Genomic DNA, 17195 nt, shown 5'->3' with positions numbered 1-17195 from the left:
TACTCACCCCCCTTTTTTTTAATTCCATAAAGTCAATATCTTCTGCTTAAAAAGCCATAAAGATTTTTTTAGATTGCTTTTAATTCCCAAAAGCTTTCCTTTACTTCTTCTTCAATAAAATTTCCAGTATCAAGAGCAATTTTTATTTTTTCAGTCACTTTCTTCCCTGCAATTTCCCCAGCACGGATACACTCACCAGCACGATGGAACTCATACCACTTAATATTTCCTACCTCTGGCTTAAGCAAATAATAATGTTTACCATGAAGTCCAGAATTCAAAGAGACTTCTTTAGGCTGGGCACACAGTTCCAAAGTATTATCTAGAACATTGATAATCTCGAAGCGTGAATTTTTAATATAATGGACCACTTTTTGAGAAGGCATATTTTTTATCCTCTTCCAGGTATGAACCAAGGTGGAAGTCTGATCTACATTTGAGCTAACGTCAATCGCTATTACAATATCTGCACCTGCTTCTTTAGCTGCCCGGACAGGTACTGGAGTTGTTACCGAACCGTCCACTAAAATTCGTTCATCAATCTTAACAGGAGAAAATACCCCAGGTATAGCAATGCTGGCTCGTAAGGCTTTAGCCACCAGTCCTTCATTTAGGCGAACCTCTTCTCCCGAAACGATATCAGTGGCAACAACAGTCAAAGGCTTCCGCAACTGGGAAAACTCTTTCCCCTGGGTTAACATTTCAAAGTACTTTTCTACTTTGTTTCCGGCTATTATGCCCTGGCGGGGTAGAGTAGGATCAAAAAGGTTAAATATCCAGCGCCACCGCATTTTTAGAGCCATATCCTCCAATTCTTCGATCCGGTAACCTGCAGCATAGGCTGCTCCTACCACTGCCCCCATGCTGGTCCCCGCTATAAAATCAATTGGTATATTTGCTTCCTGCAATGCCTTGAGCACACCTATATGGGCATAACCTCTAGCACCACCGCTTCCCAGGGCTATTCCAATACGTGGCCTTACCTTAACCTTCTGTTTTTTATTCATATTTTCGCCTCCATTGCCTCTACATATTTTTTAGGAATATTTTCTTTCCCGCTAATAACCGGTGTACCCAAAAGACACAAAAAATACTTAAAAAAATATTTAACCAAGGGGTATACCATTACGCCACTTCCCATCTCACCAAACAAATAATCTACATATATACCCAAAAGACCAAAAAACTTGGTAAAATAAAAAGGTCGTAACTTAAATTTGTGACCAATTTCAAGCTAAAGCTTCATCAAGAAAATCCGCAAGCATACCCTTTTCCTTATCAGAAAGATCGGTAAGCGACTTTAAATACCTTCCGACTAACTCGGTTACCCCAACCCCTATCTCATGATTCATCGTTTGAATAATAGTACCAAGAACAGTTCCAATAAAGATTATGATGCGCATTTCACTGGTAGGTGCATTTTGAACCAAACTTTTAACCAGCATTTCTGTTCTTCCGCCCAATTTTCTAAGATACACGATAAATAACCCTATGACATATGCCCCAAAAGTTACTCGAACCTGAACCTTTGGAATTTCCTCCAGCATTTTTTGTACAGCATCACTAATGCTGTGAGTTTTTAAACTGTTTAGCAGCTCAAGTACCTTTGTCTTTATTTTATTCCACTCATCTATATTTATTTCTTTTGTACGTTTTTCTTCAAACAAGTTTATAGCTTTAATAGTAGGCATAAAAACAACCTGGGAACGTCCCATTTCGTTAGGATTTACTGTATAATCCCGGGTAAGGTAGCCAAGTTTTTCTAATTCTTTCAAAACGTCGTATGCCGTCCATTTGCTGACGCCAAGTGCATTCGCTATTGTTTCGTAGTGAACTGGAACATTCGTTTTTTGGAATAGATCAATTAATTTCTCTAAAAATTGCTTGCGGCGTTCGGTCAAAATCATACTTAGCTACCCCCAAAAAACCAAAATAGTTTACGAGTATTATTCTATTTTCAATTTTAAAATATGTCAAGAATTTAGGTATCCTTTTGTTATTAATCTGTGATATTGTCACCTTAGAATTATTCTAAGAAAATGTCACCATGAAGAAGGAGAGAGTTATTTTGAACAACTGTAAAAAAAGATTTCCAAATCAGACGGTAGCCCTTGAAGTTAGAAGCTTTAATCAAAGAGCTATAAACTGCTACAAAAAAGTTGGATTTAGTATTAAAAGAGAATACTTAAAAAATATTTCTAACGAGGATGTTAAATTTTACTATATGGAACTCGAAGAATAATGCCCGAAAATTCATAATGAATTTTCTACAATTTAAAACAATTTATTTAACCAGTTTATAATATCCCTGACCACTTCCTCCCGATTAATTTCGTTTAACATTTCGTGCCGGCCTCCGGGATAGAGCTTGTATGCTACATTTTTTAAACCTAATTTTTCGTAAGTTTTTATTAACTTTAAAACACCTCTACCCATGTTACCTACCGGGTCCATATCGCCGCTAAAAATGAAAATAGGAAGCTCTTTGGGGATTTTAGCCAAGTTTTCCCGGCGGAAAGTTTCCTTTAACCCTCTTAAAAAATCGTAGTAAAAACTTGCGGTAAATACTCCCCCGCAGTAAGGGTCATTAATGTATTTATCTACTTCTTCGGCATCGCGGGAAAGCCAGTCAAACTCGGTGCGGTTTGGTTTAAACTTTTTATTGTAGTTGCCAAAGCTAAGCTTTGTTAAGCAAACGCTTCTATATTTAGGGCCGTATTTTTCGACTTCTTTTTTGGCCAAAAAGATGCCGAGATTAACAATAGGCCCGGGACCGCAGGAAGTACCCGATAAAATCACACCATCTAAAGTCTCACCATAAAGAGTAATATACCGCTGAGCCAAGAAAGAGCCCATACTGTGGCCAAATAAGATAATTGGAAATTCCGGGTTTTCGTTTTTAACAAAATCAATAAGTTCCTTCATATCCTGAACCATCCGGTTAAATCCATCGGGACCCAAATAGCCTATTTCCTCAATGCTTTTCGCCGTTTTCCCGTGCCCACGGTGGTCGTGGGCAAAGACAAGATAACCTTCTTTGGTTAAAGCCAAAGCAAATCGCTCATAGCGGGCTGCGGTTTCCGCCATACCATGGGCAATGTAAACAATCGCCCGTAGTTTCTGCTCTTTATCCGGAAACCAGCGGTAGCAATAAATTTCCTGTCCGTCACTGGCTTTAAAGAGAAAGTTAAAAGAGCCCATTTTAAACCCTCCAAGCCCATGTTAACGAAATTCATCGAAATTTCGCGCTCAGCCTTCGTCCACCGTTTTTTCCGCAGCTACATTTATCTCCCACCGCTTTCCTTGGCCAGTGGCCCCCTCTCCTAAATTTTTAAACCTAAATCTCTAATCATTTGTAAATCTGTTTCCACTTCCCGGCCTTTAGTTGTTAAATAATGCCCGATTAACATGCCGTTTAACCCCGCCATTAACCCCAGAGCCTGCATATCCCGCAAATTTACCTCCCGACCACCGGCATATCTGATATTTTTATCCGGCAAAATGAAGCGAAAAATTGCAAAAGTCTTGATAACTTCCAGGGGCGATAAAAGTGGCCGGTTTTCCAGTTTTGTTCCTTTAATTGGATTGAGCACGTTTATCGGTATGGCATCAACATCTAATTCTTTTAGCGTAAAAGCAAACTCAATTCGCTGTTCCATAGTTTCTCCCATACCGATAATACCACCACAACATACTTCCATTCCAGCTTTTTTAACATTTTTAATGGTTTCTATCCGTTCATCATAAGTATGAGTTGTAACGATATTGCTAAAAAAACTTCGCGCTGTTTCCAGATTGTGATTATACCGAGTAACTCCGACTTCGCGCAGCTGCATAGCTGCTTTTTCGGTTAATGTCCCCAGGCAAGCGCATAATTCCAGGTTTACTTCCTGACGCAAACGTTTATAAATAGCTAAAATTTTTTTAAAATCCTCGTCCTCCTCGGTCATTCCCAGACCGGACGTTACCAAATCAAAACGATGGGCCCCGGCCGCTTCCATAGCCTTGGCTTTTGCCAAGATTTTTTCTTCCTCGAGCATTTCAGTGGGTGTAATTTCTGTATGATGATGGACCGATTGAGCGCAAAAGGCACAGTCCTCAGGACAATGACCGGTTTTTACACTGATGATTGAACATAACTCCACCTTATCCCCCACGTACTTTTCCCTGATCTTGGCCGCCATTGCTGCCAATATCAGAATATCTGCGCCCTCAGCCTGCGCAAGCTCCAGCGCTTCAGATTGATTAATTTGTCCGCCATCCAGTACTTTTTGGGTTAAGGCTACTATCCGATTAAACATGGCTCTACCCCCTCTCTCGGTTTATAGTTATAATACCGGTTGAATTTCACATTTGTCAACGTTTTTTATTTTATAGTTAACAAAAACTCCGTTCGCCAGAAGAATAATTTTTTTTGAGGGCCTTCCGGTCTAATAACTTGATGCCGAAAAAAGCCTTTTTTTAGTAAATAAAGCAAAAAGAGAAACCTTGCATTTTTATAAAAAACAAGGTTTCTCTCAAGTCTTTTCTTTTATAAACTTACAAAATCTTACTTTTTCCGGTTTTCTTACTTATTTATCTCCGCAAGAGGTTTGCCACCGCTACCTACATTGTCCAAAGAATTTTCCCGAATTATTACAATAAAAGCTTGAGGTGGAATATTCAGCGTAGAACTTGCTGCATCGGTAAGATTTTTAATAAGCTCCGCTTTTTTTTCCTTGGACATAGGTCCTGCATCAATCTGGATTACCGGCATTCCTTTCCCTCCTTCCCAACTTTTATAATCATAATCACTTCTTAATTTATTTTAACTTAAATGCAATATTCTTTAAATCCTCAGCTACCCCTGAAATTTCTTCAATCGCTGCCGTTAATTGTTGAGCCATCGCACTTTGTTCCTCACTTATCGCTGCCAGGTTTTGAATGCTCTGTATTAATTCATTGAGTCTATGTAAGCTTTGATTTATCTTGTTTCTAATATCCTGGGCCGAAAACTTGGTTTGCTGGGCAAGTTTTCTTATTTCTTCCGCTACCACCGCAAAGCCCCGACCTTTGTCTCCCACTCGGGCAGCTTCAATCGCCGCATTTAAGCCTAAAATATGTGTTTTATCGGAAATTATATTGATTAAGTTAACAATTTCCTGAATACCTGCAATTTCTGCTTGAAGTTCCGTTGATTCACCGGCAATTCGCTGGTTTGTATTTGCCAACTCCGCAGCTGAAGTACTAAATTCCGTTGCCGACTCCCTAATTTCGCCGGTGACTCGAGCTAAATCGGCCGACATATTAATTACCATATCCTGGGTTTCCGTACTGAAAGCTACCGCCATTGCTCCTACAACGCCTTCCTCATCAGTTATAGGAATTACCGTTGCAATATATGGAAATCCAAATTTGCTTTGTTCTTTTTCAACCCTGGCAACAATTTTTTTGTTTTGCTTCATCGCTCTCTCCATTAATGTTCCTTCCACTATTTTATCTCCCGGCTTAAACCCAAAATCAATTCGCCCCGGACGATAATACAAATACTTTTCCAGATCAGAAACTATAAACGTTGCGTCTTCAGTAAATAATTTTTGATAATCAGAAACAGTTTCCAGGATTTTATTTATTTTCATTTCTCTATCCCCTCCCTTTAAATTAATATAAAAACCTCCTGCCCAAAGGCGGAGGCTTAACTCTAAATCCACACCTTCGGCAGCTGGCTGGCATAGCCTTACGGCTTTAGCCCCTGTAGCTTTGCGTCGCCGGCTTTCGCCGGGTTTGCCCTTGACAAAACATTATTTTTATTATTAATATTTGAAAAATTGTAAATTTTGCAACCTTTTTATACTTATGGTAGAACATCACTAAAAAACCTGTCAAGAAATAAAAAAGCCCCCTGCCAATTAATTTTCGGCAGGGTGACTTATTGGTTATTATCAACTATTACACCCGGAAGCGGGCAGCTATTTTCTCAAGTTCTGCTGCTAAAGACGCTAATTCTTCAGAAGAAGCCGAAATTTCTTCCATAGCCGCAGTTTGCCCTTCCGTTGTCGCTACAACATTCTGGACTCCTGCAGATATTTCTTCCGCAGCAGTAGCAACATCCTGAATCTGCCGGGCAACTTCTTCAATGGAAGCAACGATTTCTTTAAATTTCTTACCAACTTCAAGTACCGTTCCGCTCCCTTTTTTGACCTTCTGGCTACTCGCAGACATTACATCAATTGCCATTTATTTCCCTTTTAGCACCCAAATCCAAAAGAATAAATGACAATTTGTGTATCATGTTCACTATTAAACCTTAAACTTATTTACAGTATTTTCCATATCAGTAGCAATTAAATTTAAATTCTGGGCAATAGCCGCCAGTTCTTCCGAAGATGCTGAAAGCTCTTCGGAAGTAGCCGCTACTTCTTCAGCAGCCGCTGAACTTTCTTCTGTTACTGCACTTACTTGCTGAATTTTATCTGCTATCTCGTCCACCGCCTGTAAAATATCGCCAAAGGCTAATACAGAAGATTCAACAGCCTTAATTTGTTCTTTAATAAAAGCATCAACATTGTCCGAGGTCTTTATTACTTCATTAGCATCGTTTTGTACTGATAATATTATTTTTGTAATTTCATCGGTGGAACTTTTGGACTTCTCGGCAAGTTTTCGGACTTCTTCGGCTACTACGGCAAATCCTTTACCGGCTTCACCCGCCCGGACTGCTTCAATGGCCGCATTTAAGGCCAGTAAATTCGTCTGGTCGGAAATCTCGGTTATGGCGTTTGTGACATTGTTTATATTCATGATTGAAGCGGCAAGAGTTTTTATCTTTTCAACTACCAACTCAAACGCTGATTTTATTTGCTGGATGGATTTTACGAGATTATCCATTTCTTTTTTACCCGCATTGGCTTTAGTTGCTGTATTTTCAGTTAACGCTGCTATGTTTGTTAAATCCTGAGCCTGCGTTGAAGCTCCAGCTGAAACCTGCTGCATTGCTTTAGCAACCTCCTGGGCTGATGCTGCCATCTCCTCGGAAGTTGCCGAAAGATTTTCCGATTCTTTAGTAAGTAAAGTGGATTTTTCCTTTATTTGGGTCGCAATTTCACTAAAGGACTGTACCATAACGTTCATGCTGGAAGCAAGAATTCCTACTTCATCTTTGCTATCGTAATCGATGGTTACACTCAGGTCTCCTTTAGCTATTTGATCTACCTTGGCGGTTAAATCAGTGAGGGGTTTTGCAACCTTTCTTATTGTTAAAATCATCGTTAGCACTGATAAGAAAATACTGAATAAAATAATTATGCCAATCAAAGTGCTCTGTTTTTTCCCTTTTTCCTCATGCTTTTCTAAATGTTTTTTAAATAAGCTTTTTTGTTCTTCAGCCTTTTTTAATAAAATTTCTTTAAGCACGCGCCATTTAGGCGTTTCCTTCTGGGCATGCAAGGTAACGGCTTCAGCGGTTTTTCCAGAGATAGCAAGCTTTTGAGCTTCGACCTTTAGCTGGTGATCTTCTTCCCAGAGAGTTCTTACTTTTTCAAGATCTTGTTTCATCGTACCTGAAGCTAATTTAATTGCTTCTTCATTGGCTTTTATAAATGCTTCATGAGCTTTATCATAGTTTTTCCTGGCGTTTTCATCTTTAGGGTTTAAAATAATATTTCTTGTTGCCTGGCCCGTTTGCAATCCCTGGGCATACATCTCGTTTAAATTTATGAGTAAAGCCTGTTCAACATTTATTATTTTGTTAAGTTCTTTATCTGTTGCAGTTACATAGTTAAGAAAAAAGGCAAAAATTACTACTAAAATAAGAATATTGGCAATACCGGTGCTAAATAAAAGTTTCTTGATACTCAAAAGCCCCACCCTCCTTTTTTAGTTTTTCAAGCACCTAAAAAAGAAAATTTAAAATCCTCCTGCCAAAAGGCGGAGGATTTTTGAGCCCTAACACACCTTTGGCAGCTGGCTGGCATAGCCTTACGGCTTTAGCCCCTGTAGCTTTGCGCCCCCGGCTTTCGCCGGGTTTGCTATTGTCAAAGGGTGAATCTTGTTATGATTTATAATATGTGACATTTTCGACATGTTTTGCAATATTATAACATAACATTTTCCATTTGTATCTTTTTAATATTGGCATACTTAATAAAAACCCTGATTTTACCAGGGTTTCTTTCTTATCCTTGTTCCCAGAAAGCTTTCGTCCGATATCGTGCAGTACGGTCCCCCAGTTTAAGATTTTAAGTTCGTCTCCGGAAAAACCAGAATCGTAGTGAAAAGTTTATTTTTAATTTCTATAAAGAAGGAGTGATTAACCCCAGTCCTCTCACAACACCGGACGTACCGTCCGGTATACAGCGGTTTATGAGTTTACACGAAGTTGTTTATGCACCAGCAAGAAAGGTTTAACTTTCCGGACATTTCTCGGAAAAACGAACACAATTTCTTCCTGAAGCTTTGGCTGCATACAGCATTTGGTCAGCGCGCATTAATAACGTATCAAGCGTATCTCCGGGACAGTAACCAGTTACCCCAAAACTGGCGGTCACCCGGCCTACGCCCGGAATCTCCAGCATGCTTAACTGCTCCCGCAACTCTTCCACTAAGCCTGCTGCTTTTTCCACTGGAGTATCCGGTAAGAGAATCACAAACTCTTCCCCACCCCAGCGGGCCAGACAGTCGGTTTGACGAATCCTGTTTTTAATCAAATTTGCCAGGGTTTTTAAAACCAAATCGCCAGCAGCATGTCCAAAACGGTCATTTACATTCTTAAAATGGTCGATATCTAACATAATTAACGCAAAGGGCATTTTAGTCCTTTTGGCACGTTCTATTTCCCGTTCTAACATTTCTGTAAAATAACGGCGGTTGTAAGCCTGGGTTAAATAATCGGTAATGGATAAGCGGTAAAGTTGTTCCTCCAGCTTTTTGCGCTCCGTAAGATCTATAAAAGTCTCAATTAACTTTTCGCCGCTTTTAGTTTTAAGTCGTTTAACGATTTTAAGTACAGGCAATTGAGAGCCATCCACTCTATGTAAAATCCGCTCTGCCCAATCCATTTCCTGACCTACCGCTGTAATCGGACATAATCCCTTACTTTCCGGAAATATTTCAAAGCAGCTTTTGCCAATAATCTCTTCCGGAGATGCTCCAATCATCGCAGCAGCTTCCAGGTTTACGTTTTCAATCCTGAAAGTTTTAGCATCAACGACCATAACTCCAGCCGGCATACTGTCAAGAATAAGCCGTAAAAATTCCTCTTGCTCCCTTATTTCTTCTTCCATTTTTTTATATTTTGTTACATCGATAATATAGTGAAGATAGGTGTTTTCATCGATCGGTACCCACCAGATATTCCAGAATAAACCATCCAAATTTACCTCGCAATTTTCTTTTTGCTTTCGGTTTAAAGCCTCATCCGTCCGGCAAAAATAACACTTGGTACCGGGCAGCGGTTTTCCGGTGTTTTCAAAAAATTGACGCTCAACAGGAGAAATAGTTTTTAAATGATGAATGCTGTGCCAGCAATAATCGCCAACTACTGCTCCCCGTTCCTTTGCCACCTGATTTAAGGCAATTATTTGTCGTTCTCTGTTAATGAGATATGTAGGATTGGGTAAGGCTTCTAACATCAAACGGAGCTGTTCTTCTTTACGCCTGTTTTCCTCTTCCAGCGCTTTCCTTTCGGTCAAATCAATAACCAGGGCCAGGCACAATTTTTCTCCCCGGTAGTCAAAAAGCTGCAGGTGAACTTCTACGGGATATAGCGAACCATCCTTCCGCCGGTGTACAGTATAAAAAACAATTTGTTCCTCCTTACCGCTCAGCAAGGGTTCAAGCAGAGCTCTGAAACTTTTAAGGTCAAATTCCGGTTTAAGGTCAAGGGGTGTCATGGTGTTCAATTCTTCCAGGGTATATCCCAGGTTTTTTCTGGCACCACGGTTGACCACATGAAATCTCAATGTTTCAGGGTTAAAAATATAAATTTCATTTAGCGAATCCTCTAATATCTGCCAGTACATGTTTGCATGGATGTTTGCCTCATAAAGCCGCAAGGCCATTTCAACTATGGTTATCAGCACTTGTTCAGTAGCACTTTTCATTACATATCCGTAGGCTGTAACAGAACGAATTTTTTCTACCACTGCTGGTTCAGTATGCGCAGTTAGAAAAACAACGGGCAGCTCACTAATCTGCTGAATTGCCAGCGCTGTTTGTACTCCATCCATCCCTTCTCCCAGCTCAATATCCATTAAGATGAGATCAGGGTACCATCCACCACTTACTTTTTCGACTGCCGCTTCACCGGTTAGAGCAATTTCAACGGTATAACCGTATTTATTCAGGATATTGGCTATGGTTTTTGCTTGAAATTTACTGTCTTCCACGATTAATATTTTTTTATCCTTCAAGCCCCGTCAAGCCTCCCTTTTTTCAAGCTTCCAAAGCTTTCCAAACGTTTCTTGGGGCGGTAATATTTTTTACTTCTTAAATAAAAAAATTCCAATATTTCGACATATTCTTCAAAATTATACCATAATCCTTCCTTTTTGTATATATTTTGTCAGCTCTCAAGTAATGTACCGGACAGATTCCACAGCGAAAATGGAACAGTTTGCGTTGCCAGCCCCTTGGCAACTTTCGCATGCAATAATAAAGCCGACTGGCGGTAAACCAGTCGGCTAATATTAAAAAAGGTTTATCTTTTTTTGTAGTATGTCTTTTTTACGAATTTTTTCGTTTCTGATTTTTGTTCTTTTTCTTTTTTACTTTCTTTTTTTCTTTCCTTTTCTTTCTCCTTTTCTTTTTCCTTATCCTTTTCAACTTTTGCCGGTATTACCTTAACTTCGATAGCATTTCCCGTTAAGGTGTATTTAACACCTACTTTATAACCAGGTTTGATGGTTTTTTCTCCTTTAAGCTTGCCTAATCCTTCAATTTTAGTGTTCTCCGTAATACTAAAGGTTTTTTGTTCACCATTTCCCCGGGCAACGGTGAGATTGTTACCATCAAAAGAAATTACCGTACCGGTATATTCCAGTATTACAGGTTTTGCTTCAACTTTTACAGCTTCGTTGCTTGCCGGATCGTATTTTACTTCTGCTTTATAACCGGCACCCAACTCTCCTTTTACTTCCATGTCCGTATCCGAGGTAATTACAAAAGTTTTTTCTTCGTTTTCTCCTTTAACGGTAAGAGTTTGTCCGTCAAAGGAAGTTACAATCCCTTTAAATTCCTGAAGTTCCTCCTCTTTTTGCTCCAAAAGATTTTCAATTTCTTCCTTTAACTGCTTTAGTTGACTGTAAGACAGGTTGTTTAAAAGGCTTAAATCAAAAGGCAGCGGGTTGTCTGCTGGAGCCGGTACCGGTTGATAAGTTTGATCCGTTACCGATGGGGTAGTATAGGTTGTGTCACTAACAGTTGGAGTCTGGTTGGCATAAACAGTATCACTTACCCCCGGAGTGGTATTAGCTGGCACGGTGGTAGCAGTATCGGCCAACGCAGGTAAAGTAATCCCAAGTAAAAATACCGTTAAAACTAAAACTGCTATCTTCTTCATTAAAATACCCCCTTTAAAATTTTAAACCCTCCTGCCGGAAGGCGGAGGGTTAATAATCCCCTTAACACCTTCGGCAGCTGGCTGGCATAGCCTTACGGCCTTAGCCCCTGTAGCTTTGCGTCGCCGGCTTTCGCCGGGTTTGCCTTTATCGGTAACATCTTCTCTTTTTTACTCTATTATAAAACATAAAGTTAAAATTACAATACTTTTGGCAAAAGAATTTAAATACAAACTTTATATACCGTACTTCCCGTAAACCCGGGAACCAAGAATTTCCGTTGCAACCTCAAATAGCTCAAAAAATTTTTCTTCAGGCAAGTTCGGTGCCTCTTTTAAATAAGATTTTACACCATAGTTACGGAAAGGTATAAGTTTTAACAATGTATACGAATTAAGTTCACGAATAAACCGGGCAATTTTTTTCACTTCCTGCGGATGGTCGTTTAAGCCGGGCACCAATACCGTTCGAACCTCATACAGTACTCCAAGCTGAGACGCCGTATTTAAATTTTGAAAAATTAATTCGTTGGCCACACCGGTCAGCTTTCGGTGCAAAACCGGATCAAAAGCTTTTAAATCGGCCATAATCCCATCGATATTTTGACATAAAGTTAAAAATTTCTCTTCCTCCAGAAAGCAATTAGTATCGACAAAAACCGTAAGATTACTTTTTTCCTTAAGCTTTTTGCTAACTTCCAGGATAAAATCCGCCTGCAGGGTGCATTCCCCGCCGGAAAAGGTTACCCCATCTAAAAAAACTTCGTTTTCCAAAATATAAGCTACTAAATCCCCCGCTTCCCAGAGGGTTGTTTTGGGAGTGGACGAATGGGGACACACCTCCAGACAACGGTCACACCCCTGGCAAATCGCTTTATCCCAGGTTACCTTACCGTCAAGGTTTGTTAAGGCTCCGTCCGGGCACTGTTCAACACATCTACCACAATTCTGGCAGTATTTTTTGGTTTCCGGGTTGTGACAGTACAGGCAGTCAAGATTACATCCCTGAAGAAAGATTGCCATCCGGCTTCCGGGACCGTCGATAAAGCTTACCTCAATAATTTTATTGACTATTCCTCTCACCGATTATCCTTACCTTTCTGGCTTCGGTATTGTTGTTTTTAATGCTTGCTGCTCCAAGCTTTACCGTATCTTCCCGAAGAACCTCGCCTTTTTCGTATTTTAAAACATCGGTTCTTTTTACAAGGTAACCGGTAATCCGGATAAATTCCGAATCGGAAGTGTTGAAAGAAAATACCCTGATTCCCTCTTTTAAAGCCCCCTTGATTATTTTTAAAACCCCTTCCGGGTTTTCCCGGGCAGTACGGTCAAAGATGTAAATATCGCTAATTCCGGTATTGAAATATTTATGGAGCGGACCGATGGTTTTAATCTGGGTAAAGATGTCCGGCTCCTCGCCGTATTTTATCCGCACCCCGGGCGTCACATCGATGTCGCTGTCAATCCCCGACTGGGCATGAAAACCTATCCTGCCGCCGGTACCGTAGCAGTAAGCTCCCGGAACACTTTCTAAAGTATCTTTGGCGGTTTTTAACACTTGTTCGGCATAATCAAGGGCTTCTTTATCCTTACCAAGCTTCAGTCCCGTTAAGTGTTCAAGACATTCGTACAGTCCAAAATATCCGGCCATGGAGGTAAAGCGGGCAAGGGAAATTAAACCTTCTTTAGCTAAAAAGGAAGTTTCAAAAAATTTCGCTTCTTCTACGATAAATTTAGCCCGGGCATTGATAACCTCGGCCTGCGCCAACACTGCATCAGGTAAAACATTCCGGATAAAGTCTTGAAAATCTCTCGCTTTTTTGGCAGCTTCTTTTAAATTTAACCGAACTAAAGTAAAGCTGCCTCCACCAATTAATAAAGTATTATAGCAGCTGGCAACTCCGTAAGCAGGGTCAAGGTCTTCTTTTAATTCCCGGTCGTTGACAAAATACGGTTTTCCAATTTCCAATGCCGTTTTAACCGCCTCTATGGCAAAACTATCGGGAGTTTCTTCATTATATTTTAGGGAAATGTTGGGTACCGCCTGTTTTAGCTCCCGCTCAAGCTTTAAAAGTAACCGTCCAGTACGGGTATCTTTGGGCCCAATGTTCATGTGGACAAACCCATCGGGTAACACCCGGTCTATTTGCACCAAAAACATTTTTAAGAGTTTTTCGGAAAGTTCCTCGCCGGCAGCCAAAACAAACGGTTCTAAAAGCTCATCTACCTGTCCCAGGTATACGGGATAGCTCGTTATAGAGGGTACGTAGCGATAGATAATTAAAAGGGCATTAACCGCTTCAAATAAATCCTGCGGGGGTTTTAAATTTAAGTACTCGCTTCCCTTTTCCATAAATTTTTGGTAATCCGGCAGAATATAACGCGGCCGGTAGGGGGCGTGACCTTCAAACAGATCACATAGAATTCCTTCGGCAAAATAGTTCTGAGCTTTTTCACTGATCTTTACGTAAGGAAGGGAGTTTTCCGCCTCCGCCGCCAGTAAGTGCCGCTTATCTTTGTAATCCAAAGAAGTATCGGTAATTATTTCATAAACCCGGTTCATCGCTCTTATCACCTGTCTTAAAGTTTCTAACTTCATTATACCACCCTTTTTACCGCTTGTAGCAAAATCTTTACTTACATTTAAGGTAAAATTTCTCTACTTCCTCCCTTACCTTTTTCAATGCCTGGATTTTATCTTCGGCACCGATGTTATCCGAGCGTTTATCCGCTTCTTTTAAAGTAATTAACTTTTGTACCCGCCGGTAAAGCTCACCCGGAGGTAGTGTTTTCCCAAGCTGCTTAAGCCAAAGTTCTACTTTTTCTACTTCATAGGGTACGGACATGTGGTAATAAATAAGCCAGGTGGTTCGGTCAATAGTTTGCCGGTGGAAATTGAAGCGTTTTAAAATACCCCGGGCCATTATAGCTCCCCGTTCGGCATGGCCAAAATCGTTGGGATAGCCGTTTTTGTACGTTCGCACCCCTGCTAGACCCTTTCCCACATCGTGCAAAAGAGCGGCCATGATTAATTCTAAATCCTTGTCGGGAAGTTCTTCCAGAACCCTTAAAGTATGCCCCCAGGCACAAAGGCGGTGGCGTTCGGGATTCTGGGGTAAGCCCACCAGGTGAGATAACTCCGGTAGTGCTTTAAAGAGAAGCCCTTTTTGATGTAATGCTAATAAACTCTCGACAGGATTTTGGCTAAACTGCTTTTCCCGGAAAAACACAGAAACTGCCAGACCGGTATTTTTACCAGCCATGGCAGTTTCTTTTGGCCAAAATTTGCAGTAAAGATAAATTGGAGCGGGGTAAATCACCATTGGCACCCCCGGCACTTTTTTTGATTATAGCAAAGCCGGGAGGTAGTCGACAAGAAAAATTTTAGAGCTTATTTACTATTTCTAAAAATTCAGGGGATTCGAGCTTTTCAATTAGACCCCGGTCAGCATATTCCGCATATTCGGGAACAATCGGCAAAGTACCAAGTAACCTTATTCCGGTTTCGCGGCATACTTCCTCTCCCTGGGGCTTTTTAAAGGGATAAAGGAGTTCACCGCAATGGGGGCATTTTAAATAGGCCATATTTTCAATGAGACCAAGAATTGGCACGTCAAGATTTTTGGCAAGTTTCATGGCCTTTTTAACCACCATCACTGCTAAATCCTGAGGTGATGAGACAATAACTACCCCTTTTAAAGGTAAAGTTTGCAGTACCGTTAAGGGAACATCTCCCGTACCCGGAGGCAAATCCACCAAAAGGTAATCCAGTTCACCCCATAAAACGTCTTCCCAGAATTGTTTAATTGCCCCGGAAAGTAACGGTCCTCTCCAGATTACCGCTTCCTCTTCGGATTTTAAAAGTAAGTTAATCGACATGATTTTTATTCCTAGCTCGGTTTCTGGCGGAATAATCTTTTCACCATCAGAATCAAATTGACCCGGCTTTAGGCCGAACATTTTAGGAATGCTTGGTCCCGTAATATCGCCATCTAAAATTCCCACCTTAAAGCCTTTTCGGGCAAAGGCCACCGCCAGCAGGGAGGTAACCGAGGACTTGCCAACCCCTCCCTTACCACTCATAATGGCTAAAACGTTTTTTACTTTGTTTTCTCCTTTTGGTATTTTAGGTTTAATGGAAGCTAAATCTTCGCCCATGTTCCCCCTCTTTTCCTGGTAGTTTTGAACATATGTTAATTATAACACTTTGCTTTTTTCTTAAAAACAGCCTTTCTCTTTAAATCAATCCCTTTTACTGGCTACAGGAGCGATTTTCCCAAAATAATTATCCTTCTATTATTTTTGCCAGAGTTTTTATTGGATTATGCCCATAAACCCGGTCTTTCACAATTAAAGTAGTGGTTGGGGCCTGGCTTTCTCGGGTAAAAAGGATATCATGACCGAGGCATAAGCCTAAAATCACATTTAAATCGGTCTTTACTTCATTAAACAGGCGGGCCTGGGCAATAGGATTACAGATAGAAGCAAATTTATCGGGGTTTTTCTTGGAAAGTCCAATTTCCGCATGCTCAATTGCTCCAAGGCGGCAGCAGGCAAGGACGGGAGTAACAAAAAAGACAAGTTTTCCAACACGGCTTCTAAGTTTTCCCTTCTCATCAAAAGGGGTTTGGTCGGCCACCTTCATGATTTTAGCGGTAATTTCATCCTCAAGATAAGGTTCTTTATTTTATTTCACTGTAAATTTTAGTAGGACATGTTTGGAGGCGGGCGTTAAAATTTCCCTTAAAATTAGCCGTAGTTTTACAGAAGCGACAGCCGGTCTGCATTTTACCCATCTCCTCTTTTCAAATCTCAAAATATTTTACCATATTTTTAAATTGAAAAAGGATTTTTAACCGCTCTTGTTTAATACTACATTTATTAAAAAGAAAAAGGAGGTAAAGTATGGCCAAAAAGTACTTATTACTTTTGCTATTCCTCATGAGTATAGTTTTAGGAGGCTGCGCTTTTTCCGGCACCAAAAACACACCCCCTTCCTTTGACGGCATCGCCGAAGCCGACCAGTATGAAGTAAAAGCCGAAATAGCCGGAAAAGTTAATAACGTTTTCGTTAAGGAAGGAGATGAAATCAAAAAGGGCCAACTTTTAGTTGCTCTTGATGATTCTTTACTTAAAAACCAGTTAGAAGCTGCCAGGGCTAATTTGGAATTAGCCCGGTTAAAATACGAACAAGTGGCAGGCAAAAACCAGAACCTCGAAGAACAGGCAAAAGCAGGGATAAAACTTGCCCAAACCCAGGTGGATTTAGCGAAAATCCAATTAGAAAAGGCTAAAATTTACTCTCCGGTAAGTGGTACAGTTTTGACAACTCCCGTAAAACCCGGTGAGTTTGTTAATCCCGGAACCACCGTTGCAACCATAATCGACTTAGACAAAATCTATGTTACATATTATATTCCCGAAAAGTATTTAAACAGAATTAAACTCGGGGATACGGTATGTGTTAAAAATGAAAATCTCAAGATGGCTCCTACCGGAAAAGTGGTTTATATTTCCCCGAAAGGTGAATTTACCCCGAAACCCGCCGAAACCCGGGAAGACCAGAGTGAAATTTCCTATTTAGTAAAAATTGAGCTAACAAAAGATTTTCAGGATGTGCGGCCGGGGATGCTTTTAACCCTGACTTTGCCTTGAGGAGGAG

17 protein-coding genes and 3 riboswitches are annotated in these 17195 nt (G+C 40.5%); of the genes, 2 read left to right on the top strand and 15 right to left on the bottom strand.

Annotated elements, in window-relative coordinates:
- Window positions 1-68 precede the first annotated feature (68 nt).
- Window positions 69-1007: a patatin-like phospholipase family protein gene (locus CARFE_RS0113545; protein WP_028053114.1), complete on the bottom strand. Its 939-nt coding sequence runs from the start codon at window positions 1005-1007 to the stop codon at window positions 69-71.
- Between the two features lie 222 nt (window positions 1008-1229).
- Window positions 1230-1907, bottom strand: a complete 678-nt coding sequence (locus CARFE_RS0113535) for a LexA family protein (RefSeq protein WP_028053113.1) — start codon at window positions 1905-1907, stop codon at window positions 1230-1232.
- A 161-nt stretch (window positions 1908-2068) separates the two neighbouring features.
- On the opposite strand from CARFE_RS0113535, the gene CARFE_RS16255 reads away from it, so the two are divergent.
- Window positions 2069-2242 carry an N-acetyltransferase gene (locus CARFE_RS16255; RefSeq protein ID WP_154652777.1) on the top strand — a complete coding sequence of 58 codons (174 nt, stop codon included), beginning with the start codon at window positions 2069-2071 and terminating at the stop codon, window positions 2240-2242.
- A 32-nt stretch (window positions 2243-2274) separates the two neighbouring features.
- Here CARFE_RS16255 and CARFE_RS0113525 read toward each other — a convergent pair whose 3' ends face one another.
- The 13 genes from CARFE_RS0113525 to CARFE_RS15325 form a co-directional block, all read right to left on the bottom strand.
- Complete coding sequence (locus tag CARFE_RS0113525; protein WP_028053112.1) at window positions 2275-3201, bottom strand: alpha/beta hydrolase; 927 nt, start codon at window positions 3199-3201, stop codon at window positions 2275-2277.
- 122 nt (window positions 3202-3323) lie between these two features.
- Window positions 3324-4301: a biotin synthase BioB gene (gene bioB / locus CARFE_RS0113520; RefSeq protein WP_028053111.1), complete on the bottom strand. Its 978-nt coding sequence runs from the start codon at window positions 4299-4301 to the stop codon at window positions 3324-3326.
- Window positions 4302-4567: 266 nt separating this feature from the next.
- Window positions 4568-4756 carry a 4-oxalocrotonate tautomerase DmpI gene (gene dmpI / locus CARFE_RS0113515; RefSeq protein ID WP_011343813.1) on the bottom strand — a complete coding sequence of 63 codons (189 nt, stop codon included), beginning with the start codon at window positions 4754-4756 and terminating at the stop codon, window positions 4568-4570.
- A gap of 46 nt (window positions 4757-4802) precedes the next feature.
- Window positions 4803-5618: a methyl-accepting chemotaxis protein gene (locus CARFE_RS16790; RefSeq protein WP_084138977.1), complete on the bottom strand. Its 816-nt coding sequence runs from the start codon at window positions 5616-5618 to the stop codon at window positions 4803-4805.
- Window positions 5619-5693: 75 nt separating this feature from the next.
- Window positions 5694-5778, bottom strand: a riboswitch (cyclic di-GMP riboswitch).
- A gap of 150 nt (window positions 5779-5928) precedes the next feature.
- Window positions 5929-6216 (bottom strand): methyl-accepting chemotaxis protein, encoded by a 288-nt coding sequence (locus CARFE_RS0113500; RefSeq protein ID WP_028053109.1) that lies wholly within the window; start codon window positions 6214-6216, stop codon window positions 5929-5931.
- 63 nt (window positions 6217-6279) lie between these two features.
- Window positions 6280-7836, bottom strand: coding sequence for a methyl-accepting chemotaxis protein (locus CARFE_RS16785; protein WP_051250345.1), 1557 nt, complete (start codon window positions 7834-7836; stop codon window positions 6280-6282).
- Between the two features lie 97 nt (window positions 7837-7933).
- A riboswitch (cyclic di-GMP riboswitch) is annotated at window positions 7934-8018 on the bottom strand.
- A 363-nt stretch (window positions 8019-8381) separates the two neighbouring features.
- Window positions 8382-10388 (bottom strand): diguanylate cyclase, encoded by a 2007-nt coding sequence (locus CARFE_RS15820; RefSeq protein WP_051250344.1) that lies wholly within the window; start codon window positions 10386-10388, stop codon window positions 8382-8384.
- 287 nt (window positions 10389-10675) lie between these two features.
- Entirely contained in the window at window positions 10676-11536 is an 861-nt protein-coding gene (locus CARFE_RS16490; RefSeq protein WP_034542172.1) for a DUF5666 domain-containing protein, read from the bottom strand.
- A 69-nt stretch (window positions 11537-11605) separates the two neighbouring features.
- Window positions 11606-11690, bottom strand: a riboswitch (cyclic di-GMP riboswitch).
- Window positions 11691-11770: 80 nt separating this feature from the next.
- A complete protein-coding gene (locus CARFE_RS15335) occupies window positions 11771-12616 on the bottom strand; it encodes a YjjW family glycine radical enzyme activase (protein ID WP_034542171.1) in 846 nt (281 codons plus the stop codon).
- The gene (locus CARFE_RS0113470) at window positions 12597-14132 is read right to left on the bottom strand and encodes a YjjI family glycine radical enzyme (RefSeq protein WP_210432969.1); all 1536 of its coding nucleotides are present in this window, start codon (window positions 14130-14132) and stop codon (window positions 12597-12599) included. The genes CARFE_RS15335 and CARFE_RS0113470 overlap by 20 nt, the downstream gene beginning before the upstream one ends.
- A gap of 34 nt (window positions 14133-14166) precedes the next feature.
- Window positions 14167-14856 carry an HD domain-containing protein gene (locus CARFE_RS0113465; protein ID WP_028053107.1) on the bottom strand — a complete coding sequence of 230 codons (690 nt, stop codon included), beginning with the start codon at window positions 14854-14856 and terminating at the stop codon, window positions 14167-14169.
- Between the two features lie 61 nt (window positions 14857-14917).
- Entirely contained in the window at window positions 14918-15691 is a 774-nt protein-coding gene (locus CARFE_RS15330) for an Mrp/NBP35 family ATP-binding protein (protein WP_051250343.1), read from the bottom strand.
- Window positions 15692-15818: 127 nt separating this feature from the next.
- Window positions 15819-16178: a DUF1847 domain-containing protein gene (locus tag CARFE_RS15325; RefSeq protein ID WP_051250342.1), complete on the bottom strand. Its 360-nt coding sequence runs from the start codon at window positions 16176-16178 to the stop codon at window positions 15819-15821.
- A 260-nt stretch (window positions 16179-16438) separates the two neighbouring features.
- On the opposite strand from CARFE_RS15325, the gene CARFE_RS0113450 reads away from it, so the two are divergent.
- Complete coding sequence (locus tag CARFE_RS0113450) at window positions 16439-17188, top strand: efflux RND transporter periplasmic adaptor subunit (protein WP_028053106.1); 750 nt, start codon at window positions 16439-16441, stop codon at window positions 17186-17188.
- The last annotated feature ends 7 nt before the right edge of the window (window positions 17189-17195 follow it).

The organism is Carboxydothermus ferrireducens DSM 11255 (genome assembly GCF_000427565.1).
In the GTDB taxonomy this organism is placed as follows: domain Bacteria; phylum Bacillota; class Z-2901; order Carboxydothermales; family Carboxydothermaceae; genus Carboxydothermus; species Carboxydothermus hydrogenoformans.
This window is presented reverse-complemented; position numbering and strand designations above follow the sequence as displayed.